The sequence below is a fragment of the Bordetella saccharivorans genome, assembly GCF_045862855.1.
Classification (GTDB): domain Bacteria; phylum Pseudomonadota; class Gammaproteobacteria; order Burkholderiales; family Burkholderiaceae_B; genus Bordetella_A; species Bordetella_A petrii_F.
Map to the genome: position 1 here is coordinate 3,767,287 of NZ_BAAFZO010000001.1, position 18,196 is coordinate 3,785,482.

An 18,196-nucleotide genomic window follows, 5' to 3' on the forward strand; every position below is an offset into this window, starting at 1 on the left:
ATGTCGGATCGATTGAAGGGCCGGGTGGCCATCGTCACCGGGGCGGGTGGAGGGCTCGGCCGGGCCCATGCGCTGGAACTGGCGCGGCATGGCGCAGCCATCGTGGCCAACGACCTGGGCGGCGCGGCGCAGGAGGTGGCCGACCGCATCGGCGCGTCAGGCGGCCGGGCGCTTGCCGTGGCCGGCGATGTGACGCGCTACGACGACATGCTCGCGCTGGCCGAGCGGACCATGGCCGCGTTCGGGCGCGTCGACATCCTGGTGAACAACGCCGGGGTCCTGCGCGACCGCACCTTCGCCAAGATGAGCCTGGATGACTTCCGCCTGGTCCTGGATGTGCATGTCATGGGAGCGGTCAACGCGACCCAGGCAGTCTGGCCGCACATGCAGCGGCAAGGCTACGGCCGGGTGGTGATGACCACCTCTTCGTCGGGGCTGTACGGCAATTTCGGGCAATCGAATTATGGCGCGGCCAAGATGGCGCTGGTCGGGCTGATGCAGACCTTGGCGCTGGAAGGCGCCCGGCACGGCGTGCGCGTGAACTGCCTGGCCCCCAGCGCCATGACGGCGATGACCGAAGGCCTGCTGGACCCGGAAGCCGCCGCGGTGCTGACGCCGGAGCGGGTCAGCCCCGGCCTGGTCGCCCTGGTGGGCGAAGACGCCCCGACCCGCATGATCCTGCTTGCCGGCGGGGGCAGCTATGAGTGCGCGCACATCACGATGACGCGCGGCATCCATGTCGGCGATGCGCGGGATCCAGTGGCGGCGCTGTGCGGGGCCATGGCCGAGGTCCAGGCGCAGGCCGGCCAGAGCGTGCCCGCGTCGGGCTGGGAGCAGCCGCGCCACGAGCTGGCGAAGGCACTTGGGCGGAGCGGGTGAGGGTAGCGGCAATGAGTGCGCCTAGCCCGCCGGCTCGGCCGCCTCTTGCGCCAGCCATTCCATGAACTGCGCAATGGCGCGCTTGCGGGCGGCGCCCGGCAAGGTCACCGCGTAATAGGCGAACTCGGTGGGCCAGGGGCGGTCGAGCGCGACCGCCAGCCGTCCGCTGGCAATTTCTTCGCGCGCGTAGAGGTCGCGCACCAGGGCGATGCCCTGTCCGGTTTCCGCGGCGCGGATGAGCAGGAAATCGTCGTCGAAGGCCGGGCCTCTTTCGATGCGCGGATCGTCCTTGACGCCCATCGCCTCGAGCCACAGGCGCCAGTCGCTGCGGTCGGAATCCTGCAGCAGGGGGTAGGCCAGGCAGTCGGCCGGCTGTGCAATGCGCGGCCCCTGCGCCAACAGGGCCGGCGCGGCCACCGGCAGCAGCGCCGGCGCCATCAAGTAGCGGGCGTCAAGGCCGGGGTAGCGGCCCAGGCCATGGCGGATGGCGATATCCACTTTGTCGCGGCGCAGGTCCACGAGGGCGGGCGATGCCTCGACGCGCACCTCGATGGCCGGATGCAGGCGGGTGAATTTCCCCAGGCGCGGCACCAGCCAGGATGCCGCGAAGGAGGGCACGGTGCTGACCGTCAGCGTCTGGCGGGCATGGATGTCGTCCAGCCGCGCCAGGCTGGATTCGATCTGGTCGAACGCCTGCATCAGCGATGGATAGACCTGCGTGCCGGTGTCGGTGAGCTGCAGGCCCTGGCGCGTGCGCACGAACAGGTCGCAGCCGACGCGTTCTTGCAGCAGCTTGATCTGCTGGCTGACCGCGCCCGGCGTGACGCCCATCGCTTCGGCGGCGTTCTTGATGCTGCCGTGCCGCCCGGTTTCCACGAAAGCGCGCAGCGCCAGCAGGGGAAGGACTTTGCCCATCGAGGCGCCCCCGAAAGAATTCAAAAAATTTAGATTAACTAATTTCGTTGCTTAGATCATATCGTTTTTCGCTTTGCATAAGGCTGCCTAGAATTCCAATCGAAGACAGGTAAGTTTAGTAATTCTTTGGATTTGCGAATGCCGGAGGCCTGCCATGCCCGCTTCTGAATTGGTCCTATATACCGACAGCTCGCCAAACGGCTTCAAGGCCACGATCGCCCTGGAAGAACTGGCGCTGCCTTACGAACTGCGCCACGTCCGGGTCGAGCATGGCGAGAACCGGACGGCGGATTTTCTCGCGCTCAATCCGCACGGGCGCATTCCGGTGCTGGTCGATGCGTCGGCCGGCATCACGTTGTTCGAGTCCGCCGCCATTCTGTTGTACCTGGCCGAGAAAACCGGCCGGCTGCTGCCGCGCGACGCGGCCGGCCGGTGGGAAGCCATCAAGTGGCTGATGTTCCATGCGTCCAGCGCCGGGCCGATCCTGGGGCAGCGCGTGCACTTCGAGATGTTCGCGCAGGACCGCCATGCCCCGGCCATCGAACGCTACCGGCGCCTGTCGGCGGAGATTTTCGCCACCCTGGATGGCCGCCTGGCCGAGCGCGAATGGCTGGCGGGGCACGAGTATTCGATCGCCGACATTGCCCATTTCGGATGGCTGCACATCGCCCGGATTATCGACTTCGATTTCAGCGGCTACCCACGGCTGGAGGCCTGGTTCCGGCGCGTCGCCGCGCGCCCCGCGGTCCAGCGCGGCGTTGCGTTGCCGGCGCCCGCCACCGGCCCATGAATCATTGCAGACAAGGAGCACGAACCATGAACGATACGAATTGCCTGGAGTATCAGCCGCTATGCCGGGGCGCCTCCGCGCCGGCCTTTCGCATGCATGCCGGCTACCAGCGCATGTTCCGCCCCGATGCGCTGACCATCGGCACCTTCCTGCCGCTGCGCTTTTTCCAGGGCGACATGCAGGTGCTGGCGGGGCAGGCCGACCTGGTGGAGCGGATCGACCAGTACGGTTTCGCGGCCACCTGGGTGCGCGACGTGCCGCTGTTCGATCCGCGCTTCGGCGACGCGGGCCAGGTGTTCGATGCCTACGCTTACCTGGCCTACCTGGCGGCGCGCACGCGCCGCGTCGCGCTGGCCACGGGCAGCGTGATCTTCCCGCTCAGGCACCCGATAGACCTGGCCAAGTCTGCCGCCACGATCGACCGGCTGTCGGGCGGGCGCCTGGTGCTGGGCATCGCGTCGGGCGACCGGCCGGTGGAGTTTCCCGCCTATGGCTTGAGCCACGAGCAGCGCGGCGAACGTTTCGCCCAGGCGGTGGATCATTTCCGGCAGCTGCTGCGTCCAGACGGTGGCGCCGTCGCGTCGCCGCTGGGAAAAATGGATGGCGTCGATCTGCTGCCGAAGCCGGCCGCCGGCGCCATTCCCCTCATCGTGACGGGCTCCTGCCGCCAGAGCCTGCCGTGGATCGGCGAGCAGGCGGACGGCTGGCTGACCTATCCCGGGAGTTCGCAGAACATCATGGGGCCACGCCGGCTGGCCGAGAAGATCAGCGCCTGGCGCGCGTTGATCCTCGACGGGGGATTTCGGCCGCACATGACCAATGAGTGGCTGGACCTGGTGGCCCGCGCGGACTATCCGCGCACGCCGCTCAACAATGGATTCATCCTGCGCACCGGGCGCAATGGCCTGATCGACCTGCTGGGGGAATGGCAGGATGCCGGCGTCAACCACGCGGCCCTGGGCATCCAGTTTTCCGCTCGGCCCGCCGCGGAAATCATCCAGGAGCTCGCTGAAGAGGTGTTGCCGCATTTCCCGTCCCACGAAGCAGTCGAGCCGGCCTGGCAGGGGTGGTAGGCGAGGGCGCTCGCCGCGGGGCATCTGATACGATCGGTCCTCCATCGAGCCAGTCCGAGCAGATTCCCCGCCCGTGAGAACCGACAGCCGACTTTCCCGCATGCTGCACGTATTGCTGCACATGGCGCGGGCCGACCAGCCGCTGACGTCCGAGCAGATCGGCCGCATGCTTGGCACCAATGCGGCCGTGGTCCGCCGCACCATGGCCGGCCTGCGCAAGGCCGGCTATGTGCAGTCCGAGAAAGGCCACAATGGCGGCTGGCGGATCGCCTGCGACCTGCGCCAGGTCAGCTTGCTCGACATCCACCACGCCGTGGGCGGGCCGCGCATCTTCGCCATCGGCCCCGACCACGATCATCCCGACTGCGCCGTCGAGCGCGCCGTCAACGCGGCGCTGGCCGATGCCTTGCGGCAGGCCGAGGCCTTGCTGGTCGAGCGCCTGGGGGCCGTCACCCTGGCCGACCTGGCCGGCGATTTCGATGCGCTGTGCCGCGGGCACGCCGCATCCCCCGACGCCTTGCTCCACCGCTAGAACGAACCGGCGCGCGCCATTTGCGCCATTGCGCGGAATTTAATGTATCATTAAAAGATACGTGAAATGCGATGGAGCAGCACAATGGACTATGACGTGATCATCATCGGCGGCAGCTATGCCGGTTTATCGGCCGGTCTTCAATTGGCGCGCGCCCGGCGCAGCGTCCTGGTCATCGACGCGGGCGAGCGCCGCAACCGTTTCGCGGCCGCGTCGCACGGTTTCCTGACGCAGGATGGCGCCGCGCCGGGCGACATCGCGGAACTGGGGCGTGCGCAGTTGCTGGAGTACGGCACGGTGCGCTGGCTGCGGGACGAGGCGCTCGACGCGCAAGCGCTGGATGGCGGCTTCGCGGTGATGGCCGGCGCAGGCTCGCGGCATACGGCAAGCCGCCTGGTGCTGGCCACCGGCGTGCGGGACGAGCTGCCCGATATTCCCGGGCTGGCCGAGCGCTGGGGGCGGCATGTTTTCCATTGCCCGTATTGCCATGGATACGAACTGGATCGCAGGCCGGTGGGCGTCCTGGCGGTGAGCGAGCTGTCCTTACACCAGGCCTTGATGCTGCCGGACTGGGGGCCGACCACGTTGTTCCTGAACGAGGCGTTCGAGCCTGATGCCGGGCAATGCAGCCAGTTGCAGGCGCGCGGCGCGCGGGTCGTGCGGGGGCGGGTGGCGCGCCTGGACGGAACCGCCGATGTCGTCATGCAGGACGGCAGCGTGCACGCGCTGGCGGGCTTGTTCGTCGCGACCCGGATACGGCCGGGCGGCTTGCCCGCGCAACTCGGCTGCGCGCTGGAGGACGGGCCGATGGGGCCATTCGTGCGCACCGACGCGATGAAGGCGACCACGGTGCCGGGCGTATTCGCCTGCGGCGATGTGGCGCGCCCGGCGGGGTCGGTGGCGCTGGCTGTGGGCGATGGCGCCATGGCGGGCGCGGCGACGCACCGCTCGCTGATGTTCGGGTTGTGACCGGCCGGCGCCTGCGTCCGGCCCTGTGGCATCAGAGGATGCCGTGGCGCCGCAGCACTTCCTGTTCGTCGCCGGAAACCCAGCCGAAGATCTGCGGTTTGCCGTCGGCCAGCCGCAGCAGGTAGTGCACGTCGAAATCGATGTCCAGGTCGTCGCGCCCCTGGCGCGTATAGGTAGCGCGCCAGGCGACGTGGGCCAGGCAGTGCAGCGCGTCGATGGCGTCGATGGCGATGCCGCGGATGGCCATGCCGCGGGTGCCGATCGCGCGATAGCGCGCGTAGCCGGCGCGCATGACCGCTATCAGCTGGCTGTCGTTCTTGCCGGCCATGACGCCTTGCGGGACGGCGGCGATGAATTCGGCCGCGTAGCAGCGCGACAGGGCATCGGCGTCGACCCGGCCGTCGATGCCGTCCTGGAACAGCCGCTGATAGCGGTGAAAAAACTCGTGCACGGCGTCGTTCATGACCAGGCCTCCGCGAAAAACCACCAATACAGGATACGGCGGCCACGCGGCGCGCGCCAGGCCAAGCCTGGCCGCAATGCCGTCTACTGGTCGTAGCCCGGATACCGGCGCTGCAGGCGGCGCAGCAGGCCGGGCCATACCAGGCCCTCGGGACCGCGGCCCAGCCGGACCTGCTCCAGCTGCTTTTCCGCCATTGCCAGCACTGGCGGCGCGATGGACCGCAGCTGGACCTGGCCCGCCAGCGCGCGCACTTGCGCCATGCACGCCGCCTCGAGCCGGTGCATGCCCACGAAAGCCTGGGCCACCGAACGGCCCGTCGTCAACAGGCCATGGTTGCGCAGGATCATGTACTGCTTGTCGCCCAGGTCGCGCACCAGGCGGGGCTTCTCGTCTTCCAGCAGCGCGAAGCCTTCGTAGTCGTGATAGGCCAGCGAATGCAGCACCGACATGGCGAACTGCGACAGCGGCAGCAGGCCTTCTTCCTGGGCCGATACCGCGACGCCATTGATCGAGTGGGTGTGCAGCACGCAGACGACATCCGGGCGCGCCGCATGAATACAGCTATGGATGGTGAAGCCCGCTGGATTGACGTCGCCGTCGCTCTGCAGCACCTTGTTGCCCTGGATGTCGATCTTGACCAGGCTCGATGCGGTGATTTCCTCGAACATCGAGCCGTAGGGGTTGATCAGGAAGTGTTCGGTGCCGGGGATCTTGGCGCTGATATGGGTGAACACCAGATCGTCCCAGCCGAACATGGCCACCAGCCGGTAGGCGGCGGCCAGGTCTACACGCATCTGCCATTCCTCGGGGCTGACCTGTGCGCGGATGGAATTCGTCGGGTTCGTCGTCATGCGGGTTCCTTGGTTGGGCTGGATCGGCCGGCGCGAGCAGCGCCGGGTTGTCCGCCAGCATAGACCCTCCCGCGCCGCCTGGGCGAGCGGGCGGTCTCGACCGGCTCGCTTCAGCCCGCCAGCATGTTGAAGGCCCATCCTGCCAGGTACAGGCCCACGCCGAACGACGCGTGCGCCATCAGGCTGCGCAGGCGGGCCGTACCGGGGCGGGGCGTGCGCGAGGCGGCGATGCCGGCGCCCAGGCCCGGCTGCAGGATGAAGAACGGCGCCACGACGGTCAGCACGCCGACGCCCAGGGCGGGCAGGAATGCCGGGGCCTGCAGCCATGGGGGGCCGGCCACCGCCAGCAGGAGCGCCGCGAAGACGACGCCGATGGCGTAGTGCAGGAACCAGCCCAGCGCGGCTTCGCCCGGGACGGGCGCGGCTTGTGCGATGCTGTCGTGGACGACCCGGCCGCGCGGCAGGTGCCCGGCCCAGCGGCCGACCATGGCGTAGTCCAGCGAGGGAATGCCGCAGGCGCGCTTGAGCAGCAATGCCCACAGGTCCATGACCAGGGTGGCGCCGATGCCGATCGGGATGGCGGGAAGGAGCAGCGAGGGGGAATTGTCCATGTCGGGAATTCACGAAGCCTAGAAAGAAGTGGGCGATGGGCCATGAAATGCAGTGCCGGTAAGCGATGCACTTTCATTTAAAACATTCAATTAATTGATTGAATATTAGATTGAGCTTACGATCACGTCAATGAGCCGCGCTTCCGCCCATCCCTCCGACCGCTTCGACGCCCTGGCAGAGCTGGCCCGGACGCTAGGCCATGCGCATCGCCTGGCACTGCTGGAACACATTGCCCAGGGCGAACGCTCGGTGGAACGCCTGGCGGAACTCGCCGGCCTGTCGCTGGCCAATGCGTCCCAGCACCTGCAGCTCCTGCGCCGCGCCGGGCTGGTGCAGACGCGCCGCGACGGCAAGCGGGTGCTGTATCGCCTGGGGGGCGGGCCGGTGGCCAACGTGCTGGCCGCGCTGCGCGATTTCGCCGCCTACCAGCATGCCGAGATCCAGGCCCTGGCGGCCGACAGCCTGCATCGGCCCGAGCGGCTGGAAGGCGTTGCCATCGAGGAATTGCTGGGCCGCATGGCGGAGGGCGAGGTGGTGCTGCTGGATGTGCGTCCACCGGATGAGTACGCGCTGGGCCATCTGCCCGGCGCCATCAACATACCCGCGGAAGAGCTGGCCCAGCGCCTGGGCGAATTGCCGCCAGGCCGGGACATCGTCGCGTATTGCCGGGGGCCGTACTGCGTGTTGTCGACCGAGGCGGTGGCCGCGCTGCAGGCGCACGGTTTGCCGGCGCGCCGGCTGGGAGCAGGTTTCCCGGAATGGAAGGCGGCCGGCCTGCAGGTGGAACGGGCGGCCTGAAAGGGCCGCCGGCCCCGGCGCCTATGCGCGGGCCGGCGCGGCCAGGCGCGGCAGGCGGCGCTGGATGAGCGTTGCCACTGCCAGCGCCAGGATGAGCAGCCCGCAGGCCGCCAGCGCGTTGACGTGCAGGCCCTGGCTGTCGACCACCTGCCCGCCCAGGAACGAGCCCGCCGAGATGGCCAGGTTGAAGACCGCCACCGACCAGGCCGTGGCGGGTTCGAGGTCGGACGGCGCGGCTTTCATGGTCCATGTCATCACGGACACCGACACCCCGCCGTAGGCCAGGCCCCATAGCAACAGCACCAGCGCGCCGCCCCAGGCGCTGCCGGCGCTGGCGAACAATAGCAGCAGCGTGGAGGCCAGGCCGGCCGCGATGACGATCAGCGTCCAGCCCACGCGCCGCGCCGCGTTCAGGCCGGCGATGAAGTTGCCGGCGATGCCGGCCATGCCGTAGGCGAACAGCAGCACGCCGATCCACTCGGCCTCGAAGCCCGACACCGACAGCAGCCAGGGGCGCACGAAGGTGAACGCCATGAAGTGGCCGGCCACCAGCAGCAGCGTCATGGCCAGGCCGAGCCGCAGGCCGGGGTTGGACAGGGCGTGGCGCAGGCTGTGCAGCGATACCGACCGGCCGACTGGGAGGGGCGGCATGGACCACAGGTGCAAGCCCAGCACCAGCGCGGCGAGCAGGGCCATGCTGCCGAAGGCCATGCGCCAGCCGGCCAGGTCGCCGATCAGCGCGCCCAGCGGCACCCCAAGCACCGAGGCGGCGGCCACGCCGCCGAAAATGATGGACGTGGCCAGGCCGACCGATTCGGGCGGCACCAGGCGCACGGCCAGGCCGCTGGCGATGGCCCAGATGCCGCCGATGCACAGGCCCACCAGCACGCGCGCGGCCAGCAGCCAGGCCACGCTGGGCGCCAGGGCGGTGGCGAGGTTGGCGGCGATCAGCAGCACGAACAGGATCGACAGAATATGGCGGCGGTCGATGCCGCCTGCCGCCACGATCACGACCGGCGCGAACAGGGCCGCCAGCAGCGCGGGTACCGTCAGCAGCAGCCCCATGGTGCCGGTCGACGCGCCGACCGTCTGGGCAATAGAGGTGAGCAGCCCGACCGGCAGCATTTCGGTGGTGACCACGGCAAAGGTGGCGAGCCCGCCGCTGGCCACGGCCAGCCAGGGATGCGGGGTGCGGGGGCGGGCGGGACGGGTGCGGTGCGGGCGGGTCATGAGGCGGTTGGGGGTGAGACGTGGTTGCGGCATAATAGGTACATACGCCTCGTATGTCAATTTACATACGTTTCGTATGTTAAAGGAGACAACATGCCGCGCCGCACCCGTTCCGAGATGATCGAAGAGACCCGCGCCAAGCTGGTCGCCGCGGCGCGGCACGCGTTCGGCGCGCAGGGCTATGCCAATACTTCGATGGACGACTTCACTGCCGCGGCGGGATTGACGCGCGGCGCGCTGTACCACCATTTCGGCGACAAGCGCGGCTTGCTGGCGGCGGTGGTGGAGCAGATCGACGAGGAAACCGATGCGCGCCTGCAGGCGGTGTCCGACGCCGCGCCGGATGCCTGGGAAGGGTTTCGCAATCGCTGCCGCGCCTATCTGCACATGGCGCAAGAGCCCGAAATGCGGCGCATCGTGCTGCAGGACGCCCGTGCCGTGCTGGGCGGGGTATCGCCTGTTTCGCAGCAGTTCTGCGTGACCTCGATGGCCGAGCTGCTGGCCACGCTGATGGACAAGGGCGTGGTGCGGCAGGCCGATCCGGCGGCCCTGGCGCGCCTGGTCTATGGCGCGCTGGCCGAAGGCGCGTTCTGGGTGGCCGAGTCGGACGGCGATCCCGATGACGGCCACGCCCGCTTGCGTGCCACCCTGGATGCGCTGGACGCACTGCTGGCCGGCATGCTCGCCGGGCCGCAGCGGCCGGCCGCTGGCTAGCTGCACCAGGTGTCAGACACCCCGGGGAGACGGCCAGGAATCTGCCGCGCTTCCTCGCGGGGTGTCTGACACCTCGCGAGCATCCCGAACGTCACCCAGGTGTCAGACACCCCAGGGAAGACGGCCAGGAACTTGCCGCGTTTTCCCGCGGGGTGTCTGACACCTCGCGAGCATCCCGAACGTCACCCAGGTGTCAGACACCCCAGGGAAGACGGCCAGGAATTTGCCGCGTTTTCTCGCGGGGTGTCTGACACCTCGCGAGCACCCCGAGCGTCACCTAGGTGTCAGACACCCCAGGGGAGACGGCCAGGAATTTGCCGCGTTTTCCCGCGGGGTGTCTGACACCTCGCAGACATCCCGCAGCGCGAAGACTGGCGGCGTCACGCCTAGGCTTCAGCCGGCCTGGCGGCGCGGCTTGCCTCGGACTCCTGGAACGGCCGCAATTGGTCGGCCAGCGCCTTGCGGAACGCCGCGCGCGCTTCGCAACGCGCCTGGTAGGCCGCCAGCGCGGGCCGGTCCGCCACCAGCGTGGTGTGCCGCAGGATGCGCAGCACGCTGGTCATCATCAAGTCGCCCGCGGTGAACGTATCTTCCAGGTAATCGCGTCCGCCCAGCCAGTCCTGCAATTCGTCCAGGCGCTTGCAGACGGCCTGTTCCGCCGTGGGCCGGGCGGCCGCCGCCCACGGCTGGCCGGCGTGGAACAAGTCCAGCCCCGCCAACTGCTGGATGGGCGGCTCCAGCGTGTTCAGCGCGGCCAGGACCCAGGCGCGGGCGCGGGCTCCTTGCCGGGCGTCGCGCGGCATCAGCGCCTCGCTGCGCTCGGCGATCTCCAGCACGATGGCGCCGGATTCGAACAGCTGAAGGCCGTCTTCCTCGATGGCCGGGACCTGTCCGAACGGCTGCAGCGCGCGGTATGCCGGGCTGGCCTGGTCGGCCGGGCCGATCAGGCGTTCCCGGTAGGCGATGCCGGCTTCTTCCAGGGCCCAGCGCACGCGCAGGTCGCGCACCAGGCCTTGCGCGAACGGCGGGACCGAGCGGAATGCGGTCAGGGTCATCATGGGCCGATCCTCCGGTCAGGCGGCATAGTGCCGCACGAGTTTGTCCAGCGCGCCGCCCCAGCCGCTTTCGTGGCTGCGCGCGGTGGCCTCGTCGCGCAGGCCGTCGTGGGTGAAGGTCAGTTCAGTGCCGCTGTCGATGGCGCGCAGGGCGACCACCACGCGCGAGTCGGGGCCCTCGGCATCGTCCGACCAGCGCCAGCTCATTTCCAGGTGGTGAGGCGGCTCGACCCGCAAGTATTCGCCGCTGCTTTCGTGTTCGCTGCCGTCGAGCATGCGGAAGCGCACCCGGAAGCGGCCGCCGACCCGCACGTCGGTTTCGGCCAGCAGGACGGGGCCGTCGTCGGGGCCCCACCAATGGGAGATGCCTTCGGGCGTGGTAAGCGCCTCGAACACGGTGGCGGGTTGCGCATTGATGCGCCGTATCAGGGTGAGGCTGGTCATGGCTTGCGGCTCCTTGGGGCGGTTTCGCGGCTTTCCGCGTAGGCGGCCAGGCGGTCGAGGCTGTGGGTCCAGAAGTGCTCGTAGCGGCGCAGCCAGTCCATGGCCTCCTGCATGGGCGCGGGGGACAGGCGGACTGTGACGGTGCGGCCGACCTTGATGCGCTCGATGAGGCCAGCCTCGTCGAGCACGTCCAGGTGTTTCATGACCGCCGGCAGCTTGATGGCGAATGGCTGCGCCAGCTGGCTGACCGTGGCGTCGCCGTCGCGCTCGAGGCGCGCCAGGATGGCCCGGCGGGTCGGGTCGACCAGCGCCGCGAACGTCTGGTCCAGGGGATTCGAATACTTCACCATGTAGTGAAGTATTTGCGTGGCCGCCAGGCTTGTCAAGCCCGGCCGTTCGCGGGCGTGTCACATGCGCGGACTAGATTGGGGATATTCCCGGGAGCCGCGCCGATGAACCTGTCCGCCCTGACGATCGCCACTTTCAATCTGTACAACCTGAACCAGCCGGGCCGGCCCATCTACACCGACAAGAAGGGCTGGAGCCGCGCCGAGTACGAGCGCAAGATCGAATGGACCGCCCGGCAGTTGCGCGAACTGGAGTCGGACGTGTTCGGCTTCCAGGAACTGTGGCATGCCGATTCGCTGGCGGCGGCGGTCGAGGCGGCCGGCATGGCCGATGACTATGAGATGCTGGCGCCGGCCGATGCCGATGGGTCCGGCATCGTGTGCGCGGCGCTGGTGCGCAAGGGGTTGCTCAGCGGCGAGGCCGAATGGATCACCGACTTTCCCGATGGCTTCGTGCTGCATTCGAGCGGCGACGACCCCCAGACGCCGCTGATCGAAGTCAACATCAGCGGGTTCTCGCGGCCGGTGCTGCATTTCACCATCAAGCCGCGCAAGGCCGAGCCGGATGCGCACGTCTACGTGTGCCACTTCAAGTCCAAGGCCGAGACCAAGGTGTACAACGAAGACTGGTTCAAGGACGACAAGGATTTCTACGGCAAGCACCAGAAGAACCTCGGCGCGGCCTTGTCCACCATCCGCCGCACGGCGGAGGCCGCGGCGCTGCGGTTCCTGTTGACCGAGCAGATGAAAGGCACCGACGTGCCGGTGATCGTGCTGGGGGACATCAACGACGGCCAGCACAGCAATACGGCCAATATCCTGACCGAGCAGCCGCGCTACCTGGTGGGCGAGTCGCGCGGCGGCGGCGATGCGGTGCTGTACACGGCGCAGACCCTGCAGGAATATCGCGACACGCGCGACGTGTACTACACCCACGTGTTCCAGGACATGCGCGAGTCGCTCGACCATATCCTGGTGAGCCAGGAGTTCTACGACAACAGCCGCAAGCGGCGCTGGATCTTCGACGGCATGGTGGTCAACAACGACCATCTCAACTTCGACGATCACAAGGCGCGCGGCACCAATGACCACGGGATCATCCGCGCCGCGTTCAAGTACCGGCCGGCGGAGCGCCACGAGGTCGCCTGAGGGCTTCGCCCGCCCCGGCGCGGTACCATTGCATCCGGGCCTGACCGGCGCGGGGCTGGCAGGCGGGTATTCGTGGCGAGGAACAGGGTGGCATGACCGACACGCAGGGCGGCGCCGGGCAGCGCGGGCGCTGGAAACGCGGGGCCTATATGGCCCTGGGCATGCTGATGCTGGCCCTGGCGCTGATCGGCGCGGCGCTGCCCGTCATGCCCAGCACCATCTTCGTGATCCTGGCGGCCGCCTGCTTCGGCCGCGCCTCGCCGCGCTGGGAGGCCTACTTGCTGCAGCATCCGCGCTTCGGGCCGGCCCTGGTGGCATGGCGCGAGCAGGGCGCGATCTCGGCGCGCGGCAAGGCGTTCGCGGTGGCCGGCATCGCGCTCGGGCTGGCCGTGTTCTGGTATACCTACCGGCCGGCCTGGTGGCTGGGCGCGCTGGTGAGCGCCTTCATGGCGGGCTGCGCGCTCTGGCTGCTGAGCCGGCCCGCGCCGCGCGAGGACCGGACATGACATTCATCGTGACCGCGGCGCGGCCGCAGGACCTGCGTGAACTGCCGCATATCGAGGCGCGGGCGCTGGCGCTGCTGGCCGGTCACCCTGCCCACGAGATATTCGGCCGCCATGCCACGCCGGTCGACGATTTCGCCGCCGGGCTGCGGCGCGATTGCCTGTGGGTGGCGCGCCTGGATCCCGCCGGGCCGCCGGTCGGCCATGTGCTGGCGGGCGAGCTGGATGGCGGTTTCCACATCCAGCAAATGGACGTGTCGCCCGCGCACGGCCGGCGCGGCATCGGCCGCGCCTTGCTGGAACACGCCTGCGACGTGGCGCGGGCGCGCGGCTACCGGCATGCCGTGCTGACCACGCTGGCCGATGTGCCCTGGAATGCGCCGTTCTATGCCAGCGCCGGCTTTCGTCCGCTGGCGCCGGCCGATTGGGGCGCCGGCCTGCGCGCCGTCATGCGGCACGAGCAGGCGCTGGGCTTCCCGATGCGCCTGCGTATTGCCATGCGGCGCGACCTGGCGGCGGGGCAGCGTCAGCCGCCCGCCTCGACATAGCGCAGGCCGATCAGGCCGGCGGCGGTGACGGCCAGGAACAGCAGCCGCTGCCATTGCATGCTTTCGCCGAAGGCGGCGACGCCGATGACCACCAGGCCGAGCGCGCCCAGCCCGGTCCAGATGGCGTAGGCGGTGCCGACGGGCAGCGTCTGCAAGGCCCTGGCCAGCAGATAGATGCTGCCCAGCCCGGCGCCCACCGCCACCGCGCTGGGCAGCGGCCGCGTCCAGCCTTCGTTCAGCTTCAGCGCCACCCCCATCACGATTTCCAGGCCGGCGGCCGCCAGCAGCATGAGCCATGCCATGTCAGGCCTGCGCCGGCTGGCCGTCGCGCGCGGCGGCCAGGGCCTGCCGCACTGCCGGGCGCGCCTCGATGCGTTGCAGCCAGTCGCGCAGGCGCGGGTAGGGCGCCAGGTCCAGGCGCAGTTCGGCGTGGGTGCGCAGCCAGGGAAAGGCGGCGATATCGGCAATCGAATAGCGGTCCAGCGCCAGGTAGGTGGAGGCTTCCAGGCGGCGCTCCACCACGCCGCACAGGCGCAGCGCTTCCCGGGTGTAGCGCTCGATGGCTTCGCGGTTGCCGCCGTCCGAGGCGTGCAGGAACCACCACAACTGCCCCAGCATGGGGCCGATGCCGCCGATCTGGAAATGCAGCCACTGCTGCACCTGCCATTGTTCGGCGGCGCCGGCCGGCTGCAGGCAGCCGTAGCGCGCCGCCAGGTAGCTGAGGATGGCGCCCGACTCGAACACGGTCAGGCCCGCGGTGTGATCGACAATGACCGGGATCTTGCCATTCGGGTTGATGGCCAGGAATTCGGGGCGGCGCTGGTCGCCGCGCCCCAGGTCCAGCGTCACCTGCCGGTGCGGCAAGGCGGCTTCGTGCAGGTAGATGGCGATCTTGTGGCCATTGGGCGTATCGGCGGTGTAGAAGGTGAGGGGGGTCTCGGTCGGCATGGTGTTTGATCCGTATGAATTGCAATTGCAATCGTTGCGGATGCAAATCTAGCCCGCCGCGGCCGATCCGGCAAGCGAAATCTTGCTTGGCGGCGATCAGGCGCCGGCGGACTGCCGCGCGGCGCGGGCGGCTTCGTCCAGGGCGGCGGCAAAGCGCGCCTGATCGGCGGCGTCGAAGCGCGCCAGGAACAGTTCGGCCACCGTGGCCTGGTAGACCTTCCACATCTTCTTGCGCAACGCCCGGCCCTCGCGCGTGATGGTGGCGTAGGCGGCGCGCCCGTCCTGGGGCGAGCGGGCGCGCGTGACCAGTCCTTCCTGTTCGAGGCGGTCGATCAGCCGGGTCAGGTTGTAGCGCTCGATGGCCAGCGTGTCGGCCAGCTCGTGCATGCGCCGCGTGCCGCCAGGACCGCTTTCCAGGCCCCACAGCGCGTCGTACCAGGCATAGCCGGGCAGGCCGGCCGCGGCCAGGCGCCGCTCGACTTCGCGGATCATCAGGCGATGGGCGCGGACGAAAGAAAACCACAAGTCGGGCGCATCGTTGGACATGGCGGTGTTTTTCCCTGTTGGTCGGACGGCGGGCGCGGCGGACGCGCCGCTCACCGTATTGTCGTTCATCCACAGAATTGCAGTTGCAATTATGCCGTGCGTCGATACAATGGTGCCACATACGATTGCAATTGCAATTCATTGCCAGGAGCACAGCATGCAAGCATTACCCATCCCGACCGATACCGATCCCCAGGAAACGCGTGAATGGCTGGAATCGCTGCAGTCGGTGGTCGAGGCCGACGGGCGCGGCCGGGCGCATTTCCTGATCGACCGCTTGCTGGATTTCGATGGCGCCCTGCATGGCGACTTCCATGGCCGCGCCACCACGCCGTATGTGAACACCATCGCGGCCGAACGACAGTTGCCCTATCCGGGCGACCTGGCGACCGAGCGGCGGCTGAGCGCGCTGGTGCGCTGGAACGCCATGGCCATGGTGCTGCGCGCCGGCCGTCATTCCAATGTGGGCGGCCACATTGCCACCTATGCGTCGGCGGCGGTGCTCTACGACGTGGGCTTCGACCATTTCTTCCGCGGCCGCACCGCGACGCACGCGGGCGACATGGTGTATATCCAGGGGCATTCGGCGCCTGGCATCTATGCGCGCGCCTACCTGGAAGGCCGGCTCAGCGAGGCGCAACTGGACGGGTTCCGCCGCGAAGCCGGCGGCGCCGGCCTGTCGTCTTATCCGCATCCGCGCCTGATGCCGGATTTCTGGCAGTTCCCCACCGTGTCCATGGGCCTGGGACCCATCATGGCGGCCTACCAGGCGCGCTTCATGCGCTATCTGGAAAACCGCGACCTGCTGCCGCGCCAGGGCCGCAAGGTGTGGGCCTTCCTCGGCGACGGGGAAATGGACCAGCCCGAATCGCTGGCCGCCGTGTCGATGGCCGGCCGCGAGCAGCTGGACAACCTGGTGTTCGTGGTCAACTGCAACCTGCAGCGCCTGGACGGGCCGGTGCGCGGCAACGGCAAGGTCATGCAGGAGTTCGAGGCGCTGTACCGCGCCGCCGGCTGGAACGTCATCAAGGTGGTGTGGGGCAGCGGCTGGGACGCGCTGCTGGCGCGCGACAAGACGGGCCTGCTGCGCCAGCGCATGATGGAGTGCGTGGATGGCGAGTACCAGAACTACAAGTCGCAGGACGGCGCCTATGTGCGCGAGCATTTCTTCGGCAAGTATCCCGCCCTGCGCGACATGGTGGCGGACCTGAGCGACGCGGAGATCTGGGCCCTGGGCCGCGGCGGGCACGACCACGAAAAGGTCTACAACGCCTACGCGGCGGCGCTGCGCCATACCGGCCGGCCTACCGTGGTGCTGGCCAAGACAGTCAAGGGCTTCGGCATGGGCGAGGCCGGCGAGGGGCAGAACGTCAATCACCAGCTGAAGAAAATGAACGCCGACGCTGTGCGGGCCTTCCGCGACCGCTTCGCGCTGGACTTGCCCGATGAGCGGCTCGACGAGATGCCCTACCTGAAGCCGGCGCCGGGCAGCGAGGACGAGCGCTACCTGCAGGCGCGCCGGGCCGTGCTGGGCGGCCACGTGCCGGCGCGCCACGACACGGCCGCGCCGCTGGCGGTGCCGCCGCTCGAGGTGTTCGGCGCCCAGCTCGCCGATTCGGGTAGCCGCGGCTATTCCACCACCATGGCGTTCGTGCGCATGCTGGGCGCCTTGCTGAAGGACCCGGAACTCGGTCGTCGCGTGGTGCCCATCGTGCCGGACGAGTCGCGCACCTTCGGCATGGAGGGGCTGTTCCGCCAGATCGGCATCCACTCCCACGTGGGCCAGTTGTACACCCCGCAGGATGCCGGGCAGCTCAGCTACTACAAGGAAAGCCGCGACGGCCAGATCCTGCAGGAAGGCCTGAACGAGGCGGGCGCCACATCGTCGTGGATCGCGGCGGGCACGGCGTACAGCAACCACGGCCTGGCCATGCTGCCGTTCTACATCTTCTATTCCATGTTCGGCTTCCAGCGCGTCGGCGACCTGGCCTGGGCGGCCGGCGATGCGCGCGTGCGCGGCTTCCTGCTGGGGGCCACGTCGGGACGCACGACCCTGATGGGCGAGGGCCTGCAGCATGACGACGGCCACAGCCACGTGCTGGCGTCGGTCATTCCCAGTTGCGTTGCCTACGATCCCACCTACGCGTACGAACTGGCGGTGATCGTGCATGAAGGCATGCGCCGCATGGTGGCCGAACAGGAAGACGTCTTCTACTACATCACGCTGCTCAATGAAAACTACCCGCATCCGGCCCTGCCAGACGGCGCGCGCGAGGGCATCCTGAAGGGCCTGTACCTGCTGCGCGGCGCCGCGGCGCCGGGCGATCGGCCACGCGTGCAGCTGGCCGGCAGCGGCGCCATCCTGCGCGAAGTGGTCGCCGCGGCGGAGCTGCTCGAGCGCGATTTCGCCGTCGATTGCGAGATCTGGAGCGCCACCAGCCTGACCGAACTGCGGCGCGAGGGGATGCAGGCCGAGCGCTGGAACCTGCTGCATCCCGGCGAGGCGCCGCGCGTGCCGTACGTGCAGCAATGCCTGGCCGGCCATGCCGGCCCGCTGGTGGTGGCGACCGACTACATGAAGATCGTGGCCGACCAGATCCGGCCGTATGTGGGCGACCGCCGCTTCGTCGCCCTGGGCACCGACGGTTTCGGGCGTTCCGATACCCGCGAGGCGCTGCGCGCCTTCTTCGAGGTGGACCGCCACTTCATCGCCGTCGCGGCGCTCAAGGCGCTGGCGGACGATGGCGCCATTGCCGCCGCGCGGGTCGCCGAAGCGCTGGAGCGCTATGGCGTGCGGCCCGACAAGCGCGACCCGGCGGCGCCCTGACGG

At 68.9% G+C, this 18,196-nt stretch carries 22 protein-coding genes; 11 read left to right on the top strand and 11 right to left on the bottom strand.

Annotation, left to right across the window (positions count from 1 at the left end; all coding sequences use genetic code 11):
* The gene (locus ACKTT0_RS18080; RefSeq protein ID WP_407851172.1) at positions 1-879 is read left to right on the top strand and encodes an SDR family NAD(P)-dependent oxidoreductase; all 879 of its coding nucleotides are present in this window, start codon (positions 1-3) and stop codon (positions 877-879) included.
* 21 nt (positions 880-900) lie between these two features.
* Here ACKTT0_RS18080 and ACKTT0_RS18085 read toward each other — a convergent pair whose 3' ends face one another.
* The gene (locus ACKTT0_RS18085) at positions 901-1,794 is read right to left on the bottom strand and encodes a LysR substrate-binding domain-containing protein (RefSeq protein WP_407851173.1); all 894 of its coding nucleotides are present in this window, start codon (positions 1,792-1,794) and stop codon (positions 901-903) included.
* 154 nt (positions 1,795-1,948) lie between these two features.
* On the opposite strand from ACKTT0_RS18085, the gene ACKTT0_RS18090 reads away from it, so the two are divergent.
* The 4 genes from ACKTT0_RS18090 to ACKTT0_RS18105 all read left to right on the top strand — a co-directional run bounded on the left by ACKTT0_RS18090 (position 1,949) and on the right by ACKTT0_RS18105 (position 5,158).
* Positions 1,949-2,584 carry a glutathione S-transferase family protein gene (locus ACKTT0_RS18090; RefSeq protein WP_407851174.1) on the top strand — a complete coding sequence of 212 codons (636 nt, stop codon included), beginning with the start codon at positions 1,949-1,951 and terminating at the stop codon, positions 2,582-2,584.
* Between the two features lie 26 nt (positions 2,585-2,610).
* On the top strand, positions 2,611-3,657 hold the full coding sequence (locus ACKTT0_RS18095) for an LLM class oxidoreductase (protein ID WP_407851175.1): 1,047 nt from the start codon (positions 2,611-2,613) through the stop codon (positions 3,655-3,657).
* A gap of 73 nt (positions 3,658-3,730) precedes the next feature.
* Entirely contained in the window at positions 3,731-4,189 is a 459-nt protein-coding gene (locus ACKTT0_RS18100; protein ID WP_407851176.1) for an Rrf2 family transcriptional regulator, read from the top strand.
* 84 nt (positions 4,190-4,273) lie between these two features.
* The gene (locus tag ACKTT0_RS18105) at positions 4,274-5,158 is read left to right on the top strand and encodes an NAD(P)/FAD-dependent oxidoreductase (protein WP_407851177.1); all 885 of its coding nucleotides are present in this window, start codon (positions 4,274-4,276) and stop codon (positions 5,156-5,158) included.
* Between the two features lie 31 nt (positions 5,159-5,189).
* On the opposite strand, the gene ACKTT0_RS18110 is transcribed toward ACKTT0_RS18105, so the two are convergent.
* The 3 genes from ACKTT0_RS18110 to ACKTT0_RS18120 all read right to left on the bottom strand — a co-directional run bounded on the left by ACKTT0_RS18110 (position 5,190) and on the right by ACKTT0_RS18120 (position 7,083).
* A complete protein-coding gene (locus tag ACKTT0_RS18110; RefSeq protein WP_407851178.1) occupies positions 5,190-5,621 on the bottom strand; it encodes a nuclear transport factor 2 family protein in 432 nt (143 codons plus the stop codon).
* Positions 5,622-5,704: 83 nt separating this feature from the next.
* Positions 5,705-6,472 (bottom strand): class II aldolase/adducin family protein, encoded by a 768-nt coding sequence (locus ACKTT0_RS18115; protein WP_407851179.1) that lies wholly within the window; start codon positions 6,470-6,472, stop codon positions 5,705-5,707.
* A gap of 110 nt (positions 6,473-6,582) precedes the next feature.
* On the bottom strand, positions 6,583-7,083 hold the full coding sequence (locus ACKTT0_RS18120; RefSeq protein WP_407851180.1) for a DUF2938 domain-containing protein: 501 nt from the start codon (positions 7,081-7,083) through the stop codon (positions 6,583-6,585).
* Positions 7,084-7,213: 130 nt separating this feature from the next.
* Between ACKTT0_RS18120 and ACKTT0_RS18125 the strand changes: the two genes are divergently transcribed.
* A complete protein-coding gene (locus ACKTT0_RS18125; RefSeq protein WP_407851181.1) occupies positions 7,214-7,882 on the top strand; it encodes an ArsR/SmtB family transcription factor in 669 nt (222 codons plus the stop codon).
* A 21-nt stretch (positions 7,883-7,903) separates the two neighbouring features.
* Here the strand turns inward: ACKTT0_RS18125 and ACKTT0_RS18130 are convergent, their stop codons facing one another.
* Positions 7,904-9,112: an MFS transporter gene (locus ACKTT0_RS18130; protein WP_407851182.1), complete on the bottom strand. Its 1,209-nt coding sequence runs from the start codon at positions 9,110-9,112 to the stop codon at positions 7,904-7,906.
* A 93-nt stretch (positions 9,113-9,205) separates the two neighbouring features.
* Between ACKTT0_RS18130 and ACKTT0_RS18135 the strand changes: the two genes are divergently transcribed.
* Complete coding sequence (locus ACKTT0_RS18135) at positions 9,206-9,826, top strand: TetR/AcrR family transcriptional regulator (protein WP_407851183.1); 621 nt, start codon at positions 9,206-9,208, stop codon at positions 9,824-9,826.
* A gap of 386 nt (positions 9,827-10,212) precedes the next feature.
* Here the strand turns inward: ACKTT0_RS18135 and ACKTT0_RS18140 are convergent, their stop codons facing one another.
* The 3 genes from ACKTT0_RS18140 to ACKTT0_RS18150 are packed head-to-tail and all read right to left on the bottom strand — an operon-like array spanning position 10,213 to position 11,675.
* Complete coding sequence (locus tag ACKTT0_RS18140; RefSeq protein ID WP_407851184.1) at positions 10,213-10,884, bottom strand: glutathione S-transferase family protein; 672 nt, start codon at positions 10,882-10,884, stop codon at positions 10,213-10,215.
* A 15-nt stretch (positions 10,885-10,899) separates the two neighbouring features.
* Complete coding sequence (locus tag ACKTT0_RS18145) at positions 10,900-11,325, bottom strand: SRPBCC family protein (RefSeq protein WP_407851185.1); 426 nt, start codon at positions 11,323-11,325, stop codon at positions 10,900-10,902.
* The gene (locus tag ACKTT0_RS18150) at positions 11,322-11,675 is read right to left on the bottom strand and encodes an ArsR/SmtB family transcription factor (protein WP_407851186.1); all 354 of its coding nucleotides are present in this window, start codon (positions 11,673-11,675) and stop codon (positions 11,322-11,324) included. Before ACKTT0_RS18150 ends, ACKTT0_RS18145 begins: the two co-directional genes overlap by 4 nt.
* Positions 11,676-11,777: 102 nt before the next feature.
* On the opposite strand from ACKTT0_RS18150, the gene ACKTT0_RS18155 reads away from it, so the two are divergent.
* The 3 genes from ACKTT0_RS18155 (at position 11,778) to ACKTT0_RS18165 (ending at position 13,872) form a co-directional block, all read left to right on the top strand.
* Complete coding sequence (locus ACKTT0_RS18155; protein WP_407851187.1) at positions 11,778-12,821, top strand: endonuclease/exonuclease/phosphatase family protein; 1,044 nt, start codon at positions 11,778-11,780, stop codon at positions 12,819-12,821.
* A 92-nt stretch (positions 12,822-12,913) separates the two neighbouring features.
* Positions 12,914-13,327 (top strand): YbaN family protein, encoded by a 414-nt coding sequence (locus ACKTT0_RS18160; RefSeq protein ID WP_407851188.1) that lies wholly within the window; start codon positions 12,914-12,916, stop codon positions 13,325-13,327.
* Positions 13,324-13,872 carry a GNAT family N-acetyltransferase gene (locus ACKTT0_RS18165; protein ID WP_407851189.1) on the top strand — a complete coding sequence of 183 codons (549 nt, stop codon included), beginning with the start codon at positions 13,324-13,326 and terminating at the stop codon, positions 13,870-13,872. Before ACKTT0_RS18160 ends, ACKTT0_RS18165 begins: the two co-directional genes overlap by 4 nt.
* Here ACKTT0_RS18165 and ACKTT0_RS18170 read toward each other — a convergent pair.
* From ACKTT0_RS18170 to ACKTT0_RS18180, 3 genes are all read right to left on the bottom strand, one after another.
* The gene (locus ACKTT0_RS18170; protein WP_407851190.1) at positions 13,851-14,174 is read right to left on the bottom strand and encodes a DMT family transporter; all 324 of its coding nucleotides are present in this window, start codon (positions 14,172-14,174) and stop codon (positions 13,851-13,853) included. The genes ACKTT0_RS18165 and ACKTT0_RS18170 overlap by 22 nt on opposite strands.
* 1 nt (position 14,175) lies before the next feature.
* Entirely contained in the window at positions 14,176-14,820 is a 645-nt protein-coding gene (locus tag ACKTT0_RS18175; RefSeq protein ID WP_407851191.1) for a glutathione S-transferase family protein, read from the bottom strand.
* A 96-nt stretch (positions 14,821-14,916) separates the two neighbouring features.
* Positions 14,917-15,366: a MarR family winged helix-turn-helix transcriptional regulator gene (locus tag ACKTT0_RS18180; RefSeq protein ID WP_407851192.1), complete on the bottom strand. Its 450-nt coding sequence runs from the start codon at positions 15,364-15,366 to the stop codon at positions 14,917-14,919.
* A gap of 157 nt (positions 15,367-15,523) precedes the next feature.
* On the opposite strand from ACKTT0_RS18180, the gene aceE reads away from it, so the two are divergent.
* Positions 15,524-18,193: a pyruvate dehydrogenase (acetyl-transferring), homodimeric type gene (gene aceE, locus ACKTT0_RS18185; protein ID WP_407851193.1), complete on the top strand. Its 2,670-nt coding sequence runs from the start codon at positions 15,524-15,526 to the stop codon at positions 18,191-18,193.
* Positions 18,194-18,196: the final 3 nt, after the last annotated feature.